The 21167-nt window shown below is 34.6% G+C and carries 17 protein-coding genes; 10 read left to right on the top strand and 7 right to left on the bottom strand.

From position 1 onward, the window contains the following. Positions 1-149 precede the first annotated feature (149 nt). Positions 150-2780 (top strand): valine--tRNA ligase, encoded by a 2631-nt coding sequence (locus tag EQG68_RS10840; protein ID WP_129464908.1) that lies wholly within the window; start codon positions 150-152, stop codon positions 2778-2780. Positions 2781-2835: 55 nt separating this feature from the next. On the opposite strand, the gene EQG68_RS15315 is transcribed toward EQG68_RS10840, so the two are convergent. The 3 genes from EQG68_RS15315 to EQG68_RS10825 all read right to left on the bottom strand — a co-directional run bounded on the left by EQG68_RS15315 (position 2836) and on the right by EQG68_RS10825 (position 5622). Next, complete coding sequence (locus tag EQG68_RS15315; RefSeq protein WP_129464907.1) at positions 2836-2970, bottom strand: hypothetical protein; 135 nt, start codon at positions 2968-2970, stop codon at positions 2836-2838. Between the two features lie 66 nt (positions 2971-3036). Further along, on the bottom strand, positions 3037-3447 hold the full coding sequence (locus EQG68_RS10830) for a thiol-disulfide oxidoreductase DCC family protein (RefSeq protein ID WP_129464906.1): 411 nt from the start codon (positions 3445-3447) through the stop codon (positions 3037-3039). Positions 3448-3450: 3 nt separating this feature from the next. Continuing rightward, complete coding sequence (locus tag EQG68_RS10825; protein ID WP_129464905.1) at positions 3451-5622, bottom strand: endonuclease MutS2; 2172 nt, start codon at positions 5620-5622, stop codon at positions 3451-3453. Positions 5623-5729: 107 nt separating this feature from the next. Here EQG68_RS10825 and EQG68_RS10820 point away from each other — a divergent pair, with 107 nt between their 5' ends. Continuing rightward, the gene (locus tag EQG68_RS10820) at positions 5730-6395 is read left to right on the top strand and encodes a uracil-DNA glycosylase (protein ID WP_129464904.1); all 666 of its coding nucleotides are present in this window, start codon (positions 5730-5732) and stop codon (positions 6393-6395) included. A gap of 4 nt (positions 6396-6399) precedes the next feature. On the opposite strand, the gene EQG68_RS10815 is transcribed toward EQG68_RS10820, so the two are convergent. Further along, positions 6400-6774 carry an RNA-binding S4 domain-containing protein gene (locus EQG68_RS10815; protein WP_129464903.1) on the bottom strand — a complete coding sequence of 125 codons (375 nt, stop codon included), beginning with the start codon at positions 6772-6774 and terminating at the stop codon, positions 6400-6402. Between the two features lie 115 nt (positions 6775-6889). Between EQG68_RS10815 and EQG68_RS10810 the strand changes: the two genes are divergently transcribed. Beyond that, positions 6890-7873 carry an FKBP-type peptidyl-prolyl cis-trans isomerase gene (locus EQG68_RS10810; protein WP_129464902.1) on the top strand — a complete coding sequence of 328 codons (984 nt, stop codon included), beginning with the start codon at positions 6890-6892 and terminating at the stop codon, positions 7871-7873. A 71-nt stretch (positions 7874-7944) separates the two neighbouring features. On the opposite strand, the gene EQG68_RS10805 is transcribed toward EQG68_RS10810, so the two are convergent. Continuing rightward, positions 7945-8898 carry a transketolase family protein gene (locus tag EQG68_RS10805; RefSeq protein ID WP_129464901.1) on the bottom strand — a complete coding sequence of 318 codons (954 nt, stop codon included), beginning with the start codon at positions 8896-8898 and terminating at the stop codon, positions 7945-7947. A gap of 15 nt (positions 8899-8913) precedes the next feature. Beyond that, positions 8914-9762: a transketolase gene (locus tag EQG68_RS10800; RefSeq protein WP_129464900.1), complete on the bottom strand. Its 849-nt coding sequence runs from the start codon at positions 9760-9762 to the stop codon at positions 8914-8916. A gap of 191 nt (positions 9763-9953) precedes the next feature. Between EQG68_RS10800 and tgt the strand changes: the two genes are divergently transcribed. The 6 genes from tgt (at position 9954) to EQG68_RS10770 (ending at position 17261) form a co-directional block, all read left to right on the top strand. Then, on the top strand, positions 9954-11084 hold the full coding sequence (tgt, locus tag EQG68_RS10795) for a tRNA guanosine(34) transglycosylase Tgt (RefSeq protein WP_129464899.1): 1131 nt from the start codon (positions 9954-9956) through the stop codon (positions 11082-11084). 78 nt (positions 11085-11162) lie between these two features. Further along, entirely contained in the window at positions 11163-12239 is a 1077-nt protein-coding gene (locus EQG68_RS10790; protein ID WP_129464898.1) for an LptF/LptG family permease, read from the top strand. Beyond that, positions 12226-13104, top strand: coding sequence for a DMT family transporter (locus tag EQG68_RS10785; protein WP_129464897.1), 879 nt, complete (start codon positions 12226-12228; stop codon positions 13102-13104). Before EQG68_RS10790 ends, EQG68_RS10785 begins: the two co-directional genes overlap by 14 nt. Before the next feature lie 112 nt (positions 13105-13216). Next, the gene (locus tag EQG68_RS10780; RefSeq protein ID WP_129464896.1) at positions 13217-14170 is read left to right on the top strand and encodes an acetyl-CoA carboxylase carboxyltransferase subunit alpha; all 954 of its coding nucleotides are present in this window, start codon (positions 13217-13219) and stop codon (positions 14168-14170) included. Positions 14171-14310: 140 nt separating this feature from the next. Then, positions 14311-15855: a replicative DNA helicase gene (dnaB, locus tag EQG68_RS10775; protein ID WP_129464895.1), complete on the top strand. Its 1545-nt coding sequence runs from the start codon at positions 14311-14313 to the stop codon at positions 15853-15855. Between the two features lie 221 nt (positions 15856-16076). Beyond that, positions 16077-17261 carry an asparagine synthetase B gene (locus EQG68_RS10770; protein ID WP_321538572.1) on the top strand — a complete coding sequence of 395 codons (1185 nt, stop codon included), beginning with the start codon at positions 16077-16079 and terminating at the stop codon, positions 17259-17261. Between the two features lie 89 nt (positions 17262-17350). Here the strand turns inward: EQG68_RS10770 and cphA are convergent, their stop codons facing one another. After that, on the bottom strand, positions 17351-19975 hold the full coding sequence (gene cphA / locus EQG68_RS10765) for a cyanophycin synthetase (RefSeq protein ID WP_129464893.1): 2625 nt from the start codon (positions 19973-19975) through the stop codon (positions 17351-17353). Positions 19976-20226: 251 nt separating this feature from the next. Between cphA and EQG68_RS10760 the strand changes: the two genes are divergently transcribed. Continuing rightward, complete coding sequence (locus EQG68_RS10760; protein WP_129464892.1) at positions 20227-21099, top strand: cyanophycinase; 873 nt, start codon at positions 20227-20229, stop codon at positions 21097-21099. The last annotated feature ends 68 nt before the right edge of the window (positions 21100-21167 follow it).

The raw sequence follows: 21167 nt of genomic DNA, 5'->3' as shown, positions 1-21167 counted from the left end.
ACTTTTATTCAAACTACAAATACTAATTTCTTTTTTAATACTTCTTTCTAAATCCTTACTTTTGCATTTAAATACAAAAACCAGACCAAACTGAAAATTATTGTATAAATGACATTTATTCAGTTTGCATAACCATATAATATATTTTTATGTCTATTCCTGCACAATTTGATGCCAAGCAAGCCGAACAAAAATGGTACAATTACTGGATGAAAAACAATTATTTTCATTCAAAACCTGATCATAGAACTCCTTATACTATTGTAATTCCACCTCCAAATGTAACTGGAGTATTACACATGGGACATATGTTAAATAACACTATTCAAGATGTTTTGATTCGTCGTGCTCGTTTGAAAGGATTCAATGCGTGTTGGGTTCCCGGTACAGACCATGCTTCTATTGCCACCGAAGCAAAAGTGGTTGCCAAATTAAAAGCTGAAGGAATCAACAAAGCAGATTTAACACGAGAAGAATTTCTAAAACATGCGTATGATTGGACAGATAAATACGGAGGCACTATCTTAGAACAATTAAAACAATTAGGTTGTTCATGCGATTGGGACCGAACAAAATTCACCATGGATGAAGATATGTCTGCTTCAGTTATCAAATCGTTTGTGGATTTATATAACAAAGGCATGATTTATCGTGGTTATCGAATGGTAAATTGGGATCCGGAAGCAAAAACTACTTTATCCGATGAAGAAGTTATTCATGAAGAACGTCAAGGGAATTTATATTATATCAATTACAAGGTAGAAGGTACAGCTGATGTTTTAACAATAGCTACCACTCGTCCGGAAACCATTTTCGGAGATACAGCCATTTGTATTAACCCAAATGATGAACGTTTTACTCATTTGAAAGGTAAAAAAGCGATTGTTCCAATTTGCAATAGAATAATTCCAATTATAGAAGATGACTATGTAGATGTTGAATTTGGAACGGGTTGCTTAAAAGTGACACCGGCTCATGATGTAAACGATAAAGTGTTAGGCGATAAACATAACCTTGATATAATCGATATTTTCAATGAAGATGCTTCTTTGAATAATTTTGGTTTACATTACCAAGGCAAAGACCGATTTGTAGTTCGAGAAGAAATTTCAAAAGAATTAGAATTGATTGGTGCATTAGTAAAAACCGAATCGCATATTAATAAACTAGGAACTTCGGAAAGAACAAAAGCGGTTATCGAACCACGATTATCTGATCAATGGTTTCTTAAAATGGAAGAATTGGTTAAACCAGCCATTAAAGCCGTTTTAGAAACCGAAGAAATAAAATTATATCCAAGCAAATTTAACAATACCTACCGTCATTGGATGGAAAACATTCGCGATTGGAATATTTCTCGTCAATTGTGGTGGGGGCAACAAATTCCGGCTTATTATTACGGTGAAGGAAAAGAAGATTATGTAGTTGCAGAAAATATTGATGAAGCTTTAGTTTTAGCAAAACAAAAAACCAACAACCAACAACTGACCACTGACGACTTAACCCAAGACGCCGATGCACTCGACACGTGGTTCTCATCATGGTTATGGCCAATGGCTGTTTTTGGCGGAATTTTAGATCCGGAAAATAAAGATTTTAAATACTATTATCCAACCAATGATTTAGTGACCGGTCCGGATATTTTGTTTTTTTGGGTGGCACGTATGATTATTGCCGGATATGAATATACTGGTAAAAAACCGTTCACAAATGTTTATTTAACCGGTTTAGTTCGTGATAAACAGCGTCGCAAAATGTCAAAATCATTAGGAAATTCCCCGGATCCATTAGATTTAATTGAGAAATTTGGAGCTGATGGAGTACGTGTTGGCTTATTGTTAAGTTCTTCTGCCGGAAACGATATCATGTTTGATGAAGAATTGTGCAGTAACGGAAAAGCCTTCGCAAATAAAATTTGGAACGCTTTCCGATTAATAAAAGGGTGGGAAGTAGCTGAAATTACTCAACCGGAAGCTTCTAAAATTGCTATTGATTGGTACGAAGCTAAGCTGCAACAAACCCTTGCTGAAATTGAAGATAATTTTGAAAAATACAGATTATCAGACGCTTTAATGGCAATTTATAAATTAGTTTGGGACGATTTCTGTTCATGGTTTTTAGAAATTATCAAACCGGCTTATCAACAACCAATCGATAGAATAACTTTGGATAAAGCGATTGAATTGTTAGAAGCGAATTTGAAATTATTGCATCCGTTTATGCCTTTCTTAACCGAAGAAATCTGGCAATACATTGCAGAAAGATCACCGGAACAAGCGTTGATTATTTCCGAATGGCCAACAATTCAAAATACTAATACGGGTTTAATTACAGAATTTGATTTTGTAACAGAAGTAATCGCCGGTATTCGAACCATTCGTAAACAAAAAAATATTGCTAATAAAGATAGTATTGATTTAAAAATAATCAATAACGAAAAAAATGCGACTACTTTTGATGCTGTAATCATAAAATTAGGAAATATTGATAACTTAGAATATGTTACAGAAACAGTAAACGGAGCATTGACGTATCGTGTAAAATCAAACGAGTATTTTATTCCAATTGCCGGAAACATTGATGTAGACGCTGAAATTGAAAAATTGGAAGAAGAATTAAAATACATGCAAGGCTTTTTGAAATCGGTTCAAGTAAAACTTTCAAATGAAAAGTTTGTTGCCAATGCAAAACCTGAAATAATCGCCAACGAACGAAACAAAGAAGCTGATGCGTTGGCGAAAATTGCCACCATCGAACAAAGTTTAGCGAGTTTAAAATAAAACGAACAAGAAAATCCCGAGAGTTAATTCGGGATTTTTTTTGGATATAAATTTCTTATTTCTTTTTATTTTTCTCGTTCATCATCAACATAACGGCTCCAATTAGTCCAAAGATGACTAAAAGAAAAACACCAATCATGATGAAGGCACCGTTATCCCAAGAGTATAAAGCAAAAGTTTGATTAATCATTTTGTCAAGTTTTAAGTTGAATCAAAATTAAAAATCAAACCACAGATTTTTTATGATAATTATCAGTTATAAAAATTTTGCTTTTAATTCGGGAGTAGGTATCATGCATTCGTCTTTTTTGCCATACCATTTATACCGGTTTTTGGAAATATAATCATAAATAAAATTTCCAAAATTTCCGGTAAAAGAAAAATAGCTGATAATTCGATGCCAAGAACTCAATTCTTTAGCAATTAGCATGGCTGCCTCTGCCTTGTAATAATAAGCAATACCCGGCTCATAAAGTATAATACTATCCACTTTAGATGTATCAACGCCAATGTGTTTCAGAATTTTTTCACCTAATTCTGATTGCAATGCAACAAAACGAAAAATGTCCTTTTTGTCGTGTTTGATAATAAATTGAACCGAAGAGTCACATAAATTACAAACTCCGTCAAACAAAATTATTTTTTTATCGAGTGGTAAACCTTCCATATTTTATTTTTTTGCTTCTACCAATTCCAATACCTCTAAACTTACTTTTGAGGTAAACATGCCATAGTTTACGGTTGCTTTATTTTTTTCAATAGCATCCAAAGTTCCAACTGCCTTTCCGTCAAACATGCGAACTCGGTCGCCGATTTTTAAAATAGGTTTTGGCTTTTCCGATTCTACTTTTAAAGCTTTGGCTTTTTTCTCTTTTTTAACGGCTCGTATTTCGTCTACTTTTGTTGTAACTTCTTGAATAATTTGCTTCTGAATCACTTCCTTTTCCTTTATCTCCTTAGCACTTGCTTTTTTGCGTTTGGAATTTTCAATTTCAACAATTTTCAAAAACTCACCAATCAACACTTTTTTGTCTTTGTTATTGAAATATTTGTTCGAAAGATCATCAACTTTTTGACCGATGTAAATTAAGCGTTGATTCGCATCATACAATTCCTGATAACGTTCTAATTTTTCCTGAATTTTAGCATTGATGGTTTCCATTTTTTTGCTCTCTTCGCGGGCTTTTGATTCTTCTTCTTTCAAATTTATTGAAGTCTTTTCTAACTTCGAACGTTCTTTTTGCAACGTAGCAATGGTTTTGTCAAAACGGACTTTTCCGCCTTCAATTTTCTTTTTTGCCCGATTTATCAATCCGTATGGAATACCATTTTTTTGAGCCACTTCAAACGTAAATGAACTTCCGGCTTGACCTAATATTAATTTATACATCGGCTCTAATGATTTTTCATCAAAAAGCATGTTGGCATTGGAGGCAAACGGTAATTCGTTAGCCAATATTTTTAAATTAGAATAATGCGTCGTAATAATTCCGAAGGCTTCCCGATGATAAAATTCTTCCAAAAAAGTTTCGGCCAATGCACCTCCTAATTCCGGGTCGGAACCTGTTCCAAACTCATCAATTAAAAATAATGTTTTAGCGTTACATTTTTTCAAAAAGTAATTCATGTTTTTGAGTCGATAACTATACGTACTCAAGTGATTTTCAATGGATTGATTATCTCCAATGTCGGTTAAAATTCGATCAAACAAAAATGTTTCACTTCGTTCATGAACCGGAATTAGCATACCGCTTTGTAACATCAATTGTAATAAACCAACTGTTTTTAACGAAATGGTTTTTCCACCGGCATTGGGTCCGGAAATCACAATAATTCTACTTTCGTTTGTTAATTCAATTGTTTGTGGATAGGTAACTTCGTTTTTACTTTTGTTATTTAAATATAAAATAGGGTGGAAGGCATCTCTAAAAAACAACCTTTTTTCTTCAATTATTGTCGGTAATACAGCATTAATTTTTAGAGCATATTTTGCTTTTCCGGCAATCACATCCATATCACTCAAAAATTCCTGACATTGATTTAAAAGGTCTTTGAACGGACGAATATCGTTGGTCAATTTTTTGAGAATTCGAGTAATTTCTTCGCGTTCTTCGTATTCCAAATTGCTCAATTCCCTTGAATAACGCAACGTAGCTTCGGGTTCAACGTAAGCAATGCTTCCGGTTTTTGAACTTCCTAAAATAGAACCTTTTACCTTTTTTCGATACATCGCCAGAACGGCTAAAACACGACGATTTTCTACAAAACTTTCTTTGATTTCATCCAAATAACCTAGACTGTTGTATTGACTTAATGCCAATCCGAAACTTTGATTTACTTTGCCTCGAACCGAACTCATTTCTCTACGGATATTAATTAAATCCGGCGAAGCATTGTCTTTAATTTCACCATATTTATCGACTACTTCGTCAATTTTTTGAATGATAAATTTGGTAAACTCTATTTGAAGTGATTTTTGATGTAAGGTAGGATAATAGTCGGCAAATTTTTTCAAAAAAAGCAACATCGTATTGGTTGTTTCCGACAATTGAGCAATTTTTCTGAAACTGCCAACTTCTAAAAAACTATCTTCAATGCCAATGAACTTAATTTCGTTGCTAATATTATCAAAGCCATGATTTGGAAGAGCATTATTATTAGAAAAAGAAGATAAATATTCGGATGTTTGCAAAAGCGAATCCATTAAGAAAGCTTTATCTCTATAGGGCACAATTTCTAATGCTTTCTGTTTACCCAATTCGGTATTACATCGATCGGAAACAGTTTGCAGAATGGTTGAAAATTCTAAATCTTTTAAGGTTTTATCGGTGATTGAAATCATTTAGTTAAATAGCAATTTTAGGCAAATTTAACGATAATTTTTCTTTGTTGGAATGGGTTTAACTTCAAATTGAGAAGTATACTTATCTTTGTGGAAATAATAAGAATATGCAAGTTAAAATACATCCGTCTTGGCAAACCATTCTTGAAAGCGAATTTACAAAACCATACTTTGAACAGTTGATTTTATTTGTCAAAAACGAGTATAATCGGCATACTTGTTATCCAAAAGGCAGTCAAATTTTCGCTGCGTTTGACCATTGTCCGTTTGAAAATGTAAAAGTAGTCATCATTGGACAAGATCCTTATCACGGCCCAAATCAAGCCAATGGATTGTGTTTTTCTGTAAATGATGGAATTCCTTTTCCTCCCTCTTTGCAAAATATCTTCAAAGAAATTGAAAGTGATTTAAAGATTCCGTACCCCAAATCCGGCAATTTAGAACGTTGGGCAGACCAAGGCGTTTTGTTGCTTAATGCTACTTTAACTGTGCGACATTCAGAGGCAGGAAGTCATCAAAATAAAGGTTGGGAAATTTTTACAGATGCTGTTATTCAAGCCATTTCAAACCGAAAAGAAAATGTCATTTTCCTACTCTGGGGTGGGTTTGCCAAGAAAAAAGGAGCTAAAATCGATAGAAAAAAACACATTGTTTTAGAAACCGGGCATCCTTCACCCTTAAGTGCTAATCGAGGACTTTGGTTTGGGAACCAACATTTTAGCAAAACCAATCAACAGTTAAAAGATTTGGGTAAAAAAGAAATTAGTTGGTAGTTTATTATTCTACAATATCATCTGTATAATTTTCCAAATCCCTTCGGTCTTTTTTGGTGGGTCTTCCTTCGCCTGTTTTGCGGTAATGTTCTTTGGATAATTTCAGTAATTCCAAATGAGCAAAACTTTCTGCGGGTGTTTCATCTTTTCGATATATATCGACCAATTTTGCTCCTACACGATTTTCAGGAATGGCTAAAACCTTTATTTTATATGTGATTTGCTCTTTTCTGAATGTAATATCATCACTAGGAAAAACTTCCTTCGAAGGCTTAGCAACTTGACCATTTACCGTAACATGATTTTTTTTGCATAGTTCGGTAACCATATTTCGGGTTTTAAAATAACGCACACACCACAAGAATTTATCTATTCGCATACCTTTTTTCAGAATTCTTCGTTAATTAGTATACAAAAATAAATCAAAATTGTATCTTGCGACACTTATTTTAATATTTAATTATACTTAACCCGAACAATAAATTTTATACAAAATGCTATTTAAAAGATTTAAAAATGTTTTATTAATTGCTGTCTTGTCGTTAGTAATTTTTTCATGTAAAAAAGATGATGATGAAGTTAGACTTATTCCCCCTAACGATCTAACAGAGCAATATGCTGTGGATATTGTAAAAATAGAGGATTATTTAAAAACCCATTATATGGTTTTGGATGATGATTTGAATGTAACAATTTTAAAAATTCCTACAGGTGGAAACCAAACTTCGATTTGGGATCAAACGGATTATCCATTAGTTAAAGATTTTGAAGTTAAAAATGATTCAAGAGTTTCATATTCAAAAGGTGGATTAGTTGAAGATCCGGTCACCTATAAATTGTATTACATAATTTTAAATGAAGGAGGCGGTCAACGACCTACGACAATTGATTCTATGTTTGTTGATTACAGAGGATGGAATCTTGATAATGAAGAATTTGATAGGACATCTTCTCCTCTTTGGACATCTTTTCCCGCACCTAATATTCAATTTATTTCTGGTTTTAGACAATTTGTTCCTAAAATAAAAACTGCAGAGACTGTCATTGAAAATACAGATGGGACATTTTCTCACTTAAATTTTGGAAACGGAGTTGTTTTTATTCCATCTGCTTTGGCTTACTTCAATATTAGTCGTGGAGAAAATATCCCAGCTTATTCCAACCTAGTTTTTCAAATTCAATTAAAGGGTTTAAGATATAATGACCATGATAGAGACAAAATTCTATCCAAAGATGAATATTATAACCCTAGTGGCGATACCGACATTGGTTTGTTTAATCAAGATAGTGATGGAGACGGAACCCCTGATTTTTTAGATGCGGATGATGATGCAGATGGTGTTTTAACCAGAAATGAATTAAAAATTCCCGGAACGATTCCACAACTTTATTATCAATTTAATGATATACCAAGTTGCTCCGGAGATCAAATAGATCCTAATAGATTGAAGAAACATTTGGATTCAAGTTGTCAATAAACAATTTTATTAATGAAAAAATCCCGATTAAAGTTTTAATCGGGATTTTTTTTGGTAAATAGATAATTAATTTATTTTCTATGGATAACTTTTTCAGCTTTTGCTATAATTGTATCGGCATTCAATTGGTGTTTTTCCATCAATTGAGCAGGTGTTCCACTTTCGCCAAAACTATCTTGAACAGCCACGTATTCTTGTGGAATAGGATTATTCAATGATAAAGTTCTTGCTACACTTTCGCCTAAACCACCCAAAATATTGTGCTCTTCTGCCGTAACAACACATCCCGTTTTAGCAACCGATTTTAAAATAGCTTCTTCATCTAATGGTTTGATTGTGTGAATATTGATGACTTCAGCAGAAATTCCTTTTTCTTCCAGTTTTTCGGCGGCTAGTAAGGCTTCCCAAACCAAATGACCGGTTGCAATAATAGTAACATCGGTTCCTTCATTTAACATTACAGCTTTTCCGATTACAAATTCTCCATTTTCAGGAGTGAAATTGGCCACACTTGGACGACCAAAACGCAAATATACCGGACCATGATGATCAGCAATGGCCAGTGTTGCAGCTTTGGTTTGATTATAATCACACGTGTTGATTACCGTCATTCCCGGTAGCATTTTCATTAAACCAATGTCTTCCAAAATTTGGTGTGTTGCACCATCTTCACCTAAAGTCAATCCGGCATGCGAAGCACAAATTTTTACATTTTTATCCGAATAAGCAACCGATTGACGAATTTGATCATACACCCTACCGGTAGAAAAATTAGCAAAAGTTCCTGTAAATGGAATTTTTCCACCAATAGTTAATCCTGCAGCAATACCAATCATATTTGCTTCTGCAATTCCGATTTGAAAAAATCGGTCGGGGTGATTTTTTTTGAAATCATCCATTTTTAATGATCCGATTAAGTCAGCACAAAGTGCTACTACATTTTCATTTTTCTGACCTAATTCTGTCAAACCTGCTCCAAAACCGGAACGGGTGTCTTTATTTCCTGTATTTGTATATTTTTTCATGAGATTTTCAACGTTTTAATAATCGCCTAAAGTGACTGGGTTTTGAGCCAATGCTTTTTCTAATTGCTCGTCATTAGGAGCTTTTCCGTGCCATGCGTGGGTATACATCATAAAATCAACGCCATTGCCCATTTCGGTATAAAGTAGAACACAAACCGGTTTTCCTTTTCCGGTTTTTGCTTTCGCTTCTGTCATTCCTGAAATGATAGCTTCAATGTTATTACCTTCTTTAATTTCTAAAACATCCCAACCAAAAGCGGTGAATTTGGCTTTTAAATCACCCATGTTTAAAACTTCATCAGTTGAACCATCAATTTGCTTACCGTTTACATCGATGGTAGCAATATAGTTATCCACTTTATAAGCAGAAGCGTACATCATTGCTTCCCAATTTTGACCTTCCTGCAATTCACCATCCCCATGAAGCGAATAAACCAAATGTGAATCATTATTTAATTTTTTTGTTAAAGCTGCTCCTATCGCTACAGACATTCCTTGTCCAAGTGATCCGGAGGCAACTCTGATTCCGGGTAAGCCTTCATGTGTAGTAGGATGACCTTGTAATCTTGAGTTAATCAATCGAAAGGTGGCTAATTCTGATACCGGAAAATATCTGCTTCGGGCTAAAACACTGTAAAAAACAGGTGAAATGTGACCGTTTGATAAGAAGAAAATATCTTCCTCTTTTCCGTCCATATCAAAATCCTCTTTTCTGTCCATTAAAACTTGGTATAGGGCAACAAAAAATTCCGTGCATCCCAAAGAACCTCCCGGATGACCTGAGTTTACGGCGTGAACCATACGAAGAATGTCTCTTCTGACTTGTGTTGCAAAGTCGTTTAGTTGTTGTGTGTTGGGTTTCATTTTTAAGATAAAAGTTAAACTTTGGCAAAGGTAATTCAATTATTATATTTTGGCTAATCCGCCTTAACAGTTTTTGGGAAAGTTTTCAAGATAAATTGTTAGTAAACCTATGAAAGACTTCTATAAATTATTCATAAAACAGACGCAACAAATACGAATTCTTTTATCTTTGCCAACTGTAAAAAATAGATATGAAGTTTGATTTATTGATGACTGACCCTCATTCGCAAGCCCGTGCCGGTTCAATTACCACTGATCACGGTGTGATTGAAACGCCCATTTTTATGCCGGTTGGAACGGTTGCTTCTGTAAAAGGAGTACATCAACGCGAATTGAAAAATGACATTAATCCCGATATCATTTTAGGGAATACGTATCATTTATACCTTCGTCCGCAAACTAATATACTTGAAAAAGCAGGTGGTTTGCATCAATTTATGAATTGGGATCGCAATATTTTGACCGATAGTGGTGGTTATCAGGTGTATTCACTTTCTTCTAATCGAAAAATTAAGGAAGAAGGGGTGAAGTTTAAAAGCCACATTGATGGTTCCTATCATTTCTTTTCTCCGGAGAATGTAATGGAAATTCAACGAACAATTGGAGCCGATATTATCATGGCTTTCGACGAATGTACACCTTATCCATGTGATTATAATTATGCTCGCCGTTCGATGCACATGACCCATCGTTGGTTAGACAGATGTATCAATCATTTGGAAAAACTACCATTTAAATACGGTTACGAACAAACATTTTTTCCGATTGTTCAAGGAAGTACTTACAAAGATTTACGTCAGCAATCTGCCGAATATATTGCCAATGCCGGAGCACAAGGAAATGCAATTGGCGGACTTTCAGTTGGAGAACCGGCAGAGGAAATGTATGCCATGACCGAGGTTGTTACAGCTATTTTGCCAAAAGACAAACCTCGTTATTTAATGGGCGTGGGCACTCCAATCAACATTTTAGAAAACATTGCATTGGGCATCGATATGTTTGATTGTGTAATGCCGACCAGAAATGCACGAAACGGAATGCTATTTACAGCCAATGGAACCATTAATATTAAAAATAAAAAGTGGGAAAATGATTTTACACCAATAGATGAAATGGGAATCACTTTTGTTGATACTGAATACACAAAAGCGTATTTACGTCATTTGTTTGCTGCAAATGAGTATCTTGGCAAACAAATTGCCACTATACATAATCTCGGATTTTATATGTGGTTGGTTCGCGAAGCTAGAAAACACATTATCGCTGGAGATTTCAGCGTTTGGAAAGACCAAATGGTGAAGCAAATGAGTCAACGGTTATAAAAAAAAAGGTAGAAATTAGAATTTAGAATTGTTTCACAAAAATTTCTAAATTCTAAACTCTAAATTCTAATTTTCTAAATGAAAATAATTGATAAATACATCTTAAAGCGATATCTAGTGACATTCACAGTCATGCTTTTGTTATTTATACCGATTGGAATTGTAATTGATGTTGCCGAAAAAATCAATAAAATTTTAGAGAGTAAAGTGCCATTTTCTGCAGTTGCTATCTATTATTTAGACTTTACAATTTATTTTGCCAACTTACTATTTCCCATTTTTTTATTTCTATCAGTTATTTGGTTCACATCAAAATTGGCAAATAATACGGAGATTATTGCTATTTTAAGTTCCGGAATTTCATTCACCCGATTTTTAAGACCCTATATAATGGGAGCCACCATCGTTTCTATTTTTGCCTTGATAATGGGATTTTTTCTTGTGCCCAAAGCAAGCAAAGGATTCAATGATTTTCGCTATACCTATTTAAAAAACAATAGAGAAATCAGACAAAATTCTAATGTATTTCGTCAAATAAGTGACGATGAATTTTTATATGTCAGTAATTTTAATTCAGTTTCTAAAACCGCATTTAATTTTACTTTAGAAAAGTTTAAAGGAGAAAAACTGGATTATAAAATTACAGCTAATCGTTTGAAATGGAACGAAAAAGATAGTACATACACCATGTTCAATTACCAAAAAAGAAAAGTTGGTCCGTTAGGTGATATTTTAGAAAAGGCTGAAAAAAAAGATACTGTATTTCGTTTTGATTTAGAGGATTTGACTCCGGTAATTTATATTGCAGAAACATTAACGCTTCCGGATTTAGTTCGATTTATTGATAAAGAAAAAGCAAGAGGAAATGCAAATATTAATACGTACTTGGTTGTTTTGTACAGAAAATACAGTTTACCGGTAGCAGCATTTATTTTGACAATAATTGCTGTTTCAGTATCTTCCATGAAACGTAGAGGGGGCATGGGGGTTAACTTAGCCATTGGTATTGTAATTGCATTTATCTACATATTCTTTGATAAAATTTTCGGAACAATGGCTGAAAAATCGAGTATTCCTCCGCTGGTTGCTGTATGGTTTCCTAACATAGTTTTCGGTATATTAGCGATATATTTGCTCAAAAATGCAAAACGATAACCTCAAAAGTTATTTACACCTTCATTTAATTGTCTTCATTTGGGGATTTACTGCCATTTTAGGGGAATTAATTTCGCTGGATGCTTTACCTTTGGTTTGGTATAGAATGTTTATGGCGGTTGGATTTATCGTTCTTTTTATGCTTTATAAAAAAGCAGATATTACAATTCCTCGTAAAACGATCATGATTTTTTTGTTTTTAGGATTAGTGATAGCATTACATTGGTTAACCTTTTTTAAAGCAATTAAAGTTTCGAATGTTTCGGTCACATTAGCGTGTTTATCAACCGGAGCATTTTTTGCCTCATTTTTAGAACCAATTCTTTACAAAAGAAAAGTCATTTGGTATGAAGTTTTTTTTGGATTATTAGTGGTAGTTGGATTATATATTATCTTTAATTTTGAAGGAGATTATTATTTAGGAATTATTTTGGCGTTAATTTCTGCATTTTTATCAGCACTTTTTTCTGTGATGAATGGAAAATACGCCAAAATGTATGATTCAACGGTGATTTCGTTTTATGAACTTTCGGGGGGCGTTCTTAGTTTTTCAATTTATTTGTTGTTAACAAATAGTTTTTCAAAAGAATTCTTCGTTCTTCAAGCATCAGATTGGGTTTATCTGATTATTTTGAGCTCAATTTGTACTGCTTACGCGTTTATTACTTCGGTTAAAGTGATGAAGTTTATCAGTCCTTATACTGTAATGCTAACCATCAATCTTGAACCAATTTATGGTATTATCTTAGCTTTGATTATCTTTAAAGATAAAGAAAAAATGAGCCCTGAATTTTATTTGGGTGCTTTGATAATTCTTTTTACAGTTGTTTTGAATGGAATTATTAAATACAGATTAAAAAAATAGGCATGACAAATTTTTTGTTATTTTTTTATAACTTAACATTAAAAATAGCTTTTCTTAACAAGATAAAATCCTATCTTTGCTAATCAAACTAAACTAAAATCAGTCGAAACCTATGGAATATTTAGATTTTGAACTTCCTATTAAAGAATTGGAAGATCAATTGGACAAATGCCAAATTATCGGTGAAGAATCGAATGTGGATGTTACCGCAACGTGCAAACAAATTGAAAAGAAATTAGAAGAAACGAAGAAAAAAATATACAAAAATCTTTCTGCTTGGCAGCGTGTACAGTTATCTCGCCATCCAAGTAGACCCTATACAATGGACCATGTGAGGGCTTTGTGTGGAGGTACTTTTCTTGAGCTTTTTGGCGATAGAAATTTCAAAGATGACAAAGCCATGATTGGCGGATTAGGAAAAATTGGAGGCCAGTCGTTTATGATTGTTGGTCAACAAAAAGGTTTTAATACAAAAACACGTCAGTACAGAAATTTTGGAATGGCCAATCCGGAAGGCTATAGAAAAGCTCTTCGCCTGATGAAAATGGCTGAAAAATTTGGAATTCCGGTTTTAACACTAATCGATACACCCGGGGCTTATCCCGGATTAGAAGCTGAAGAACGCGGACAAGGAGAAGCCATTGCCAGAAATATTTTTGAAATGCTTCGTTTAAAAACACCTATTATAACGGTTATTGTGGGTGAAGGTGCTTCCGGTGGAGCATTGGGAATTGGAGTAGGGGATAAAGTTTATATGTTAGAAAACACGTGGTACTCTGTTATTTCTCCTGAATCATGTTCTTCCATTTTATGGAGAAGTTGGGAATACAAAGAACAAGCAGCAGAAGCTCTTAAATTAACTTCTTATGATATGAAAAAACAGAAGTTAATTGATGAAATTATCCCAGAACCACTTGGAGGAGCTCATTACGATAGAGAAACAACATTTAAAACCGTTGAGCAATATATTATTAAAGGATATAATGAACTGAAAGATTTATCAACAACTGAGTTAGTGGCTCAGAGGATGGATAAATACAGTAAAATGGGCGAGTTCAAAGAATAATTCTTACATTATTATACTAAAATCCGAAGCCCTGAAACTTCGGATTTTTTTTGCGTTATCAACAATAAAAATTAGTTGTTAACATCGATTTACTAACAACTACTTCAGGCATTTTTTTATATTATAGTTATTTTAGCCTAATGGAAAATTTACGAAATATTAACCCGATAAAAGTAGATAAAACTACAATAATTAACTTAGAAAAAGGAAAGCTTCCTCCACAAGCTCTTGACTTAGAAGAAGCCGTGTTGGGAGCGATGATGATTGACAAAAAAGGGGTTGACGAAGTAATCGATATTCTTCAACCGGATGCCTTTTACAAGGATGCACACAAGTATATTTTTGAAGCAATTGTACAGCTATTTACTGATACACAGCCAATTGACTTATTAACCGTTTCAGCTCAATTAAAAAAGAATGCCAAATTGGATTTAGTTGGAGGCGATTTTTATTTAATTCAACTGACACAAAAGATATCATCATCGGCTCACATTGAATTTCACTCCAGAATTATTTTACAAAAATTTATTCAACGAAGTTTGATCAAAATATCTTCCGAAATTATCGAAGAATCGTATGACGAAACCACCGACGTTTTTGATTTATTAGACAAAGCCGAATCAAAATTATACGAAGTAACGCAAGGAAACATCAAACGAAGCTCCGAAACAGCCCAAAGTTTAGTTATCCAAGCCAAAAAAAGAATTGAAGAAATTGCCAATAAAGAAGGATTAAGCGGAGTCGCAACCGGTTTTGATAAATTGGATAAAGTAACTTCCGGTTGGCAACCGAGTGATTTAATCATTATTGCTGCTCGACCGGGTATGGGAAAAACGGCATTCGTACTTTCCATGGCTCGAAATATGGCCATCGATTTCAATCAACCTGTGGCAGTATTCTCGTTGGAGATGTCTTCCGTTCAGTTAATTACGCGATTAATTTCTTCGGAAACCGGATTGTCTTCCGAAAAATTAAGAACCGGAAAATTAGAAAAACACGAGTGGGAACAATTGAGTGTGAAAGTAAAAAACCTTGAAAAAGCTCCACTTTTTATTGATGATACGCCTTCACTTTCGATTTTTGATTTGCGAGCGAAAGCCAGACGTTTGTCCTCGCAACATGGAATTAAATTAATCATTGTCGATTATCTTCAGTTAATGACAGCCGGCGGTGGCGGAAAAGGCGGCGGAAATCGTGAACAGGAAATTTCAACGATTTCGAGAAATTTAAAAGCATTAGCCAAAGAATTAAGCGTTCCCGTGATTGCACTATCGCAGCTTTCTCGTGCGGTTGAAACACGTGGTTCCAGCAAAAGACCATTGCTTTCCGATCTTCGTGAATCGGGAGCCATTGAGCAAGATGCCGATATCGTATCGTTCATTTATCGTCCGGAATATTATAAAATTGATGAATGGGATGACGATGAGCGTTCGCCAACCGAAGGTCAAGCCGAATTTATCATCGCAAAACACCGTAATGGTAGTTTGGAAAATATACGTTTAAAATTCATCGGTAGTCTTGGTAAATTTGACAATTTAGATGATTTTTCATCCGGTTTCGGCGATTTACCTTCCCGAATGAATGCCGAAGAAACAACTTTTATTACCAAAAATCTTCCTTCCGCTAACGAAGCATTTGGAAGCAATATGAATGTAGAAGAAGATGATTCGGACGTACCGTTTTAAAATTTAAATTTTACCATATAAGTCATATAAGTTAAATCTTTAAACTAAAATGATTTATATGGTTTTTAATTTTATCATTTTCTTCACACAAAATCGTTTATCTTTGACTTAAGAACATTTTTTGCCACCTAAAAAATTTGCAAACTTTGAAAAAGACGATTTTTTACGTATTTATATTTTTAATTTCCTTGACGGTTAAAGCTAATTTCATCCTTTTACCGATGGATGAAAGTACGCAACAAAATCACTTAAAAGCTTACGGAATAACGTATTGGGCTTTAGAAAATGATTACAAAGCCAGTTGGTTACTCAATTACCGTGGCGGTTCATTTTTATTACCGGATGCTCCAGAAATTCGAAAAGAATGTCAGATCCGAGGCGTTTCTTTTGAACTTTTATCCGATAGTCAAGCCAATCAAATTTTAGAAGAAATCAGCAGTCCGTCACAAAATATGGAATCAGTGGTGTTGGAAAAAGCCCCTAAAATTGCAGTTTATACTCCAAAAGGAAAACAACCTTGGGATGATGCCGTGACGTTGGTTTTAACGTATGCTGAAATTCCGTTCAAAGCGGTGTATGATGAAGAAGTTTTGTCTGATCAATTGCTTTTGTACGATTGGTTACACTTGCATCACGAAGATTTTTCCGGTCAATATGGAAAGTTTTTTGGAGCGTATCGAAATGCACCTTGGTATATTGAGCAGAAAAAAGAAGCCGAAGCGTTAGCCACAAAATTAGGTTATTCAAAAGTTTCAGAATCTAAATTGGCTGTAGCCAAAAAAATTCGTGACTTCGTCATTGGTGGCGGATTTATGTTTGCCATGTGTTCCGCAACTGATAGTTTTGATATTGCACTATCAGCCGAAGGCGTTGATATTTGCGAACCGATGTTTGATGGCGACGAAAGCGAGCCCAATTATCAATCCAAAATTGATTTTTCCAAAACATTTGCATTTAAAGATTTTATTTTAGAAAGAACGCCAACCGTTTATGAATTTTCGGATATTGATATGACGACTAAAAGAAGAATGCCGATGGAAAAAGATTATTTTACTTTAATGGAATATTCTGCCAAATGGGATCCAATTCCCACGATGCTTTGCCAAAATCACACCATGTTAGTGAAAGGTTTTATGGGACAAACTACCTCTTTTGATAGCGAATTAGTAAAATCGCATGTTTTGGTAATGGGACAAAATCAGTACAACGGGGAAGCTCGTTACATTCACGGAACCAAAGGAAAAGGAATGTTTACCTTTTTTGGTGGTCACGATCCGGAGGATTACCAACATCTGGTTGGCGATGCTCCAACGGTTTTGGATTTACATCCTAATTCACCCGGTTACCGATTAATCTTAAATAATGTTTTATTTCCGGCGGCGAAGAAGAAAAAACAGAAAACGTAATGATTTTAAATGAATAAAAAATCCAAAATTAAGGTTTAATTAATTTTGGATTTTTTTTGAATTGATCTTTGTCAAATATTTATATCAAACTAACTCAAATTCTCCTCATTCTCCTTATCTAAATATTCCTGAACAATTCCAATAGCATTGGTAACCACATCACTTAAAGCGGTGATAAACGTTCCGTCATCAGCAATATTAATGGCGTGTTTGATAGCTTCAATTTCTTTGGGAATAATTTCGTACGTCACCGGACGATTCGATTTTTGGATTCCTTCTAAAATTAAATCGATGATTTCCTGCTCTGTTCTTCCACGTAAGTGTTTTTCCTGACGAATGATGATATGGTCAAACATTCTTGCGGCTATTTCAGCACAATCCCGGATGTCTTCGTCTCTACGGTCACCCACACCGGCTATAATTCCAATTTTTCGGGTAGCCTCCATATTACTCAATAAATCTTCTATAGCTAAGTAACCGGCAGGATTATGTGCAAAATCAATCATTACTTTGAATCGTTTAAATTCAAAAATATTCATTCTTCCCGGCGTTTGGGCCACACTCGGTATAAACGTTTGCAATGAAAGGCTAATGTCCTCTGTTTTAAATCCATATAAATAACCGGCTAACGTAGCAGCCAACACATTTTGAATCATAAATTTCGCTTTACCACCCAAAGTCAACGGAATATGGAGTGCTTTTTCGACTCTAATTTTCCAATCGCCTTTTTTGATGGTAATGTATCCATTTTCATAAACAGCAACAATTTTTCCCTCTTTGCTTAATTTTTTTACAAAAGGATGCTCTTCATCCATCGAAAAATAAGCAATATTACAATTCAAATCATTGGCAATTTTTAAACACTGTTCGTCTTCGGCATTTAATATGGCCCAACCATCTTTTTTCACACTTCTAACCACAACACTTTTTACACGGGCTAAATCATCCAATGTATCAATATCACTTAATCCCAAATGATCTTCTCTAATATTGGTAATGATTGCAATATCACAGCGACTAAAACCTAATCCGGATCTTAAAATTCCACCTCTGGCAGTTTCTAAAACAGCAAATTCAACAGTGGGGTCTTTTAAAATATATTCCGCACTGATTGGTCCGGTTGTATCTCCTTTTTCCAACATGTGGTTTTGGATATAAATTCCATCCGAAGTTGTAAAACCAACTTTATAACCATTATTTTTAACAATATGAGCCAATAGTCGGGTAGTGGTCGTTTTTCCGTTTGTTCCCGTTACCGCAATAATCGGAATTCTACTGGGTTTTCCGGGAGGATACAGCATATCAATAACCGGAGCAGCCACATTTCTGGGTAATCCTTCCGAAGGAGCTAAGTGCATTCTAAACCCAGGAGCGGCGTTTACTTCCAAAATTACACCGCCATTTTCTTTTAAAGGTTGGGTTAAATTTTCTGCCATGATATCGATTCCACATACATCTAAACCAATAACACGTGAAATTCGTTCTGCCAAAAAGATATTTTCAGGATGCATCATATCGGTAACATCCACTGAAGTTCCTCCCGTACTTAAATTTGCTGTTGATTTTAAGTAAACGGTTTCTCCATTATTTGGAATTGTTTCTAATGTATAGCCTAATTTTTCTAATAAATCCGTTGTGTCTCTGTCAACTGTAATTTCGGTAAGTACATTTTCATGTCCGTAACCTCTTCTAGGATCTTGGTTGGTGATGTCGATTAATTCTTGAATCGTATGTTTTCCGTCACCAATAATATGTGCAGGAACTCTTTTAGCGGCAGCGACTAGTTTATTATCAATCACCAACACTCTAAAATCAAAACCGGTGATGAATTTTTCAACAATTACACGGCGACTGTATCGTTGAGCATGAGTTAAACCTTCTAATGCATCTTCCCAAGTTACAACATTTATAGAGGCTCCTTTTCCATGATTGCCATCTAATGGTTTTATCACAATAGGGTAACCAATTTTTTTGATAGTGAGTTCTAAATCTTCTTCGTCCACGCAAATTGAACCATTGGCAACCGGAATAGAAGCCATGTCCAACATGCGTTTGGTTTCTTCTTTATTGCAAGCAATATCCACAGCAATGTTACTGGTCTTGCATGTAATTGTCGCTTGAAAACGCATTTGATTAACCCCGTACCCCAATTGTACTAACGAGTTGGTTCCGAGTCTAATCCAAGGAATATCTCGAGCAACGGCTTCTTCAACGATACTACCCGTAGAAGGCCCTAAACGTACACGTTCCCTTATTTCCCGCATTTTTTGAATATCCGCTTCTAAATCATAATCGGTTCCGGCTATCAGTGCTTCCGCAATTTTAACTGAACTTTCAGCCGCAAACATCCCTACATTTTCTTCAGTATAACTAAACACTACGTTGTAAACTCCCGGTGTTTTGGTTTCTCGGGTTCGTCCGAATCCGGTTTCCATGCCGGCAAGGGTTTGAATTTCTAGGGCAATGTGTTCAATGACATGTCCCATCCAAGTACCTCGTTCTATTCGCATAAAAAATCCACCACGCACTCCTTCTGAACAGCGATGCTCAATCATGGTTGGAAACATGGCTTCAATTCGTTCTTTAAAACCATCAATTTTATTGGTTGGAAATTGTTCCATTTCTTCCAAATCCAATCGCATTTGAATTAATTTTTTTCGTTGAACACTCCAAATATTTGGTCCGCGAAGAGCTTGTATTTTTAATATTTTCATAAACTTAAATTAATAGAAAGGTTAGTTTCGTTTTTGTGTAATGATTTTGTTAAAAATAAGAAATAATTGTTTTACTAAAATACTTTTTTTGTTGCTTTTGCTAAAATTTATTTGAAATATAGTGAAAATTGAATTTTTGATTTGATTTTCAACAAGATGATGATATGATTTTCATTTTTAAAATGTAGTTCAATTGTTTCAATTTCTAAAAAAACCACGAGTTAGTTTTTAGATTTTGTTATTTTTGTGGCATGAATGGTAGAGGAAAATTAATAATTATAGGTGGAGCTGTTGATAAAGGCAGTTTTACAGAAGCAAGTTTTGATCAAGACGTTTCAAAAAACATGAATTTCTTTGAAACCGGAATTTTAAAACGCATCATTGACGAATCAAAATTTAAAGATAAATCAAGAATTGAAGTCATTACAACCGCTTCAAAAATCCCGAGAGAAGTTGGCCCAGAATATGTGAAAGCCTTTCAATATTTGAATGCTTCAAATGTTGACGTTTTACATATTGAACGTCGTGAGCAAGCTTCTGAGGTAGACGTTATCGAACGATTGAAAGCAGCTGATGTAGTAATGTTTACCGGTGGCGATCAACTTCGTCTTTCTTCCATTTTAGGTGGAACAATGTTTCATGATATTTTATTGGAAAAATACAAGAATGATCATTTCATTTATGCAGGTACTTCCGCAGGAGCAGCTGCTGCGTCAAATAACATGATTTACCAAGGGAGTAGTAGTGAGGCTTTATTAAAAGGCGAAGTAAAAATCACTTCCGGACTGGGATTGATTGATGATGTGGTTATTGATACGCATTTTGTGCAACGCGGTAGAATCGGACGGTTATTTCAAGCGGTCGTTGGCAATCCAAAAGTATTGGGAATTGGTTTAGGTGAAGATACCGGACTTTTGATTACAAACAATACCAAAATGGAAGCCATCGGTTCCGGATTGGTCATTTTGGTGGATGGGAAAGAGATTAAAGACACCAATTTAACACAAGTTGAATTGGGTCAGCCGGTTTCTATTAATCATTTGGTTACACATGTGATGAGCATGGGGGATACTTTTGATTTGAGTACATTTAAAATGCATATTCATTCTTCGCAATATATTTAATATTAAATTTGTAAATAGTTTTGGAATACAGATTTGAGAAATTTTTATAATTTTTATAATTTCTTAAA

It is taken from the genome of Flavobacterium piscinae (genome assembly GCF_004122145.1).
Lineage (GTDB): Bacteria > Bacteroidota > Bacteroidia > Flavobacteriales > Flavobacteriaceae > Flavobacterium > Flavobacterium piscinae.
This window is presented reverse-complemented; position numbering and strand designations above follow the sequence as displayed.

What these genes read in the sequence shown, in the direction of transcription:
- EQG68_RS10840 (WP_129464908.1), top strand. Translation starts at nt 150, where the DNA reads ATGTCTATTCCTGCACAATTTGATGCCAAGCAAGCCGAACAAAAATGG.
- EQG68_RS15315 (WP_129464907.1), bottom strand. Translation starts at nt 2,970, where the DNA reads ATGATTAATCAAACTTTTGCTTTATACTCTTGGGATAACGGTGCCTTC.
- EQG68_RS10830 (WP_129464906.1), bottom strand. Translation starts at nt 3,447, where the DNA reads ATGGAAGGTTTACCACTCGATAAAAAAATAATTTTGTTTGACGGAGTT.
- EQG68_RS10825 (WP_129464905.1), bottom strand. Translation starts at nt 5,622, where the DNA reads ATGATTTCAATCACCGATAAAACCTTAAAAGATTTAGAATTTTCAACC.
- EQG68_RS10820 (WP_129464904.1), top strand. Translation starts at nt 5,730, where the DNA reads ATGCAAGTTAAAATACATCCGTCTTGGCAAACCATTCTTGAAAGCGAA.
- EQG68_RS10815 (WP_129464903.1), bottom strand. Translation starts at nt 6,774, where the DNA reads ATGCGAATAGATAAATTCTTGTGGTGTGTGCGTTATTTTAAAACCCGA.
- EQG68_RS10810 (WP_129464902.1), top strand. Translation starts at nt 6,890, where the DNA reads ATGCTATTTAAAAGATTTAAAAATGTTTTATTAATTGCTGTCTTGTCG.
- EQG68_RS10805 (WP_129464901.1), bottom strand. Translation starts at nt 8,898, where the DNA reads ATGAAAAAATATACAAATACAGGAAATAAAGACACCCGTTCCGGTTTT.
- EQG68_RS10800 (WP_129464900.1), bottom strand. Translation starts at nt 9,762, where the DNA reads ATGAAACCCAACACACAACAACTAAACGACTTTGCAACACAAGTCAGA.
- tgt (WP_129464899.1), top strand. Translation starts at nt 9,954, where the DNA reads ATGAAGTTTGATTTATTGATGACTGACCCTCATTCGCAAGCCCGTGCC.
- EQG68_RS10790 (WP_129464898.1), top strand. Translation starts at nt 11,163, where the DNA reads ATGAAAATAATTGATAAATACATCTTAAAGCGATATCTAGTGACATTC.
- EQG68_RS10785 (WP_129464897.1), top strand. Translation starts at nt 12,226, where the DNA reads ATGCAAAACGATAACCTCAAAAGTTATTTACACCTTCATTTAATTGTC.
- EQG68_RS10780 (WP_129464896.1), top strand. Translation starts at nt 13,217, where the DNA reads ATGGAATATTTAGATTTTGAACTTCCTATTAAAGAATTGGAAGATCAA.
- dnaB (WP_129464895.1), top strand. Translation starts at nt 14,311, where the DNA reads ATGGAAAATTTACGAAATATTAACCCGATAAAAGTAGATAAAACTACA.
- EQG68_RS10770 (WP_321538572.1), top strand. Translation starts at nt 16,077, where the DNA reads ATGGATGAAAGTACGCAACAAAATCACTTAAAAGCTTACGGAATAACG.
- cphA (WP_129464893.1), bottom strand. Translation starts at nt 19,975, where the DNA reads ATGAAAATATTAAAAATACAAGCTCTTCGCGGACCAAATATTTGGAGT.
- EQG68_RS10760 (WP_129464892.1), top strand. Translation starts at nt 20,227, where the DNA reads ATGAATGGTAGAGGAAAATTAATAATTATAGGTGGAGCTGTTGATAAA.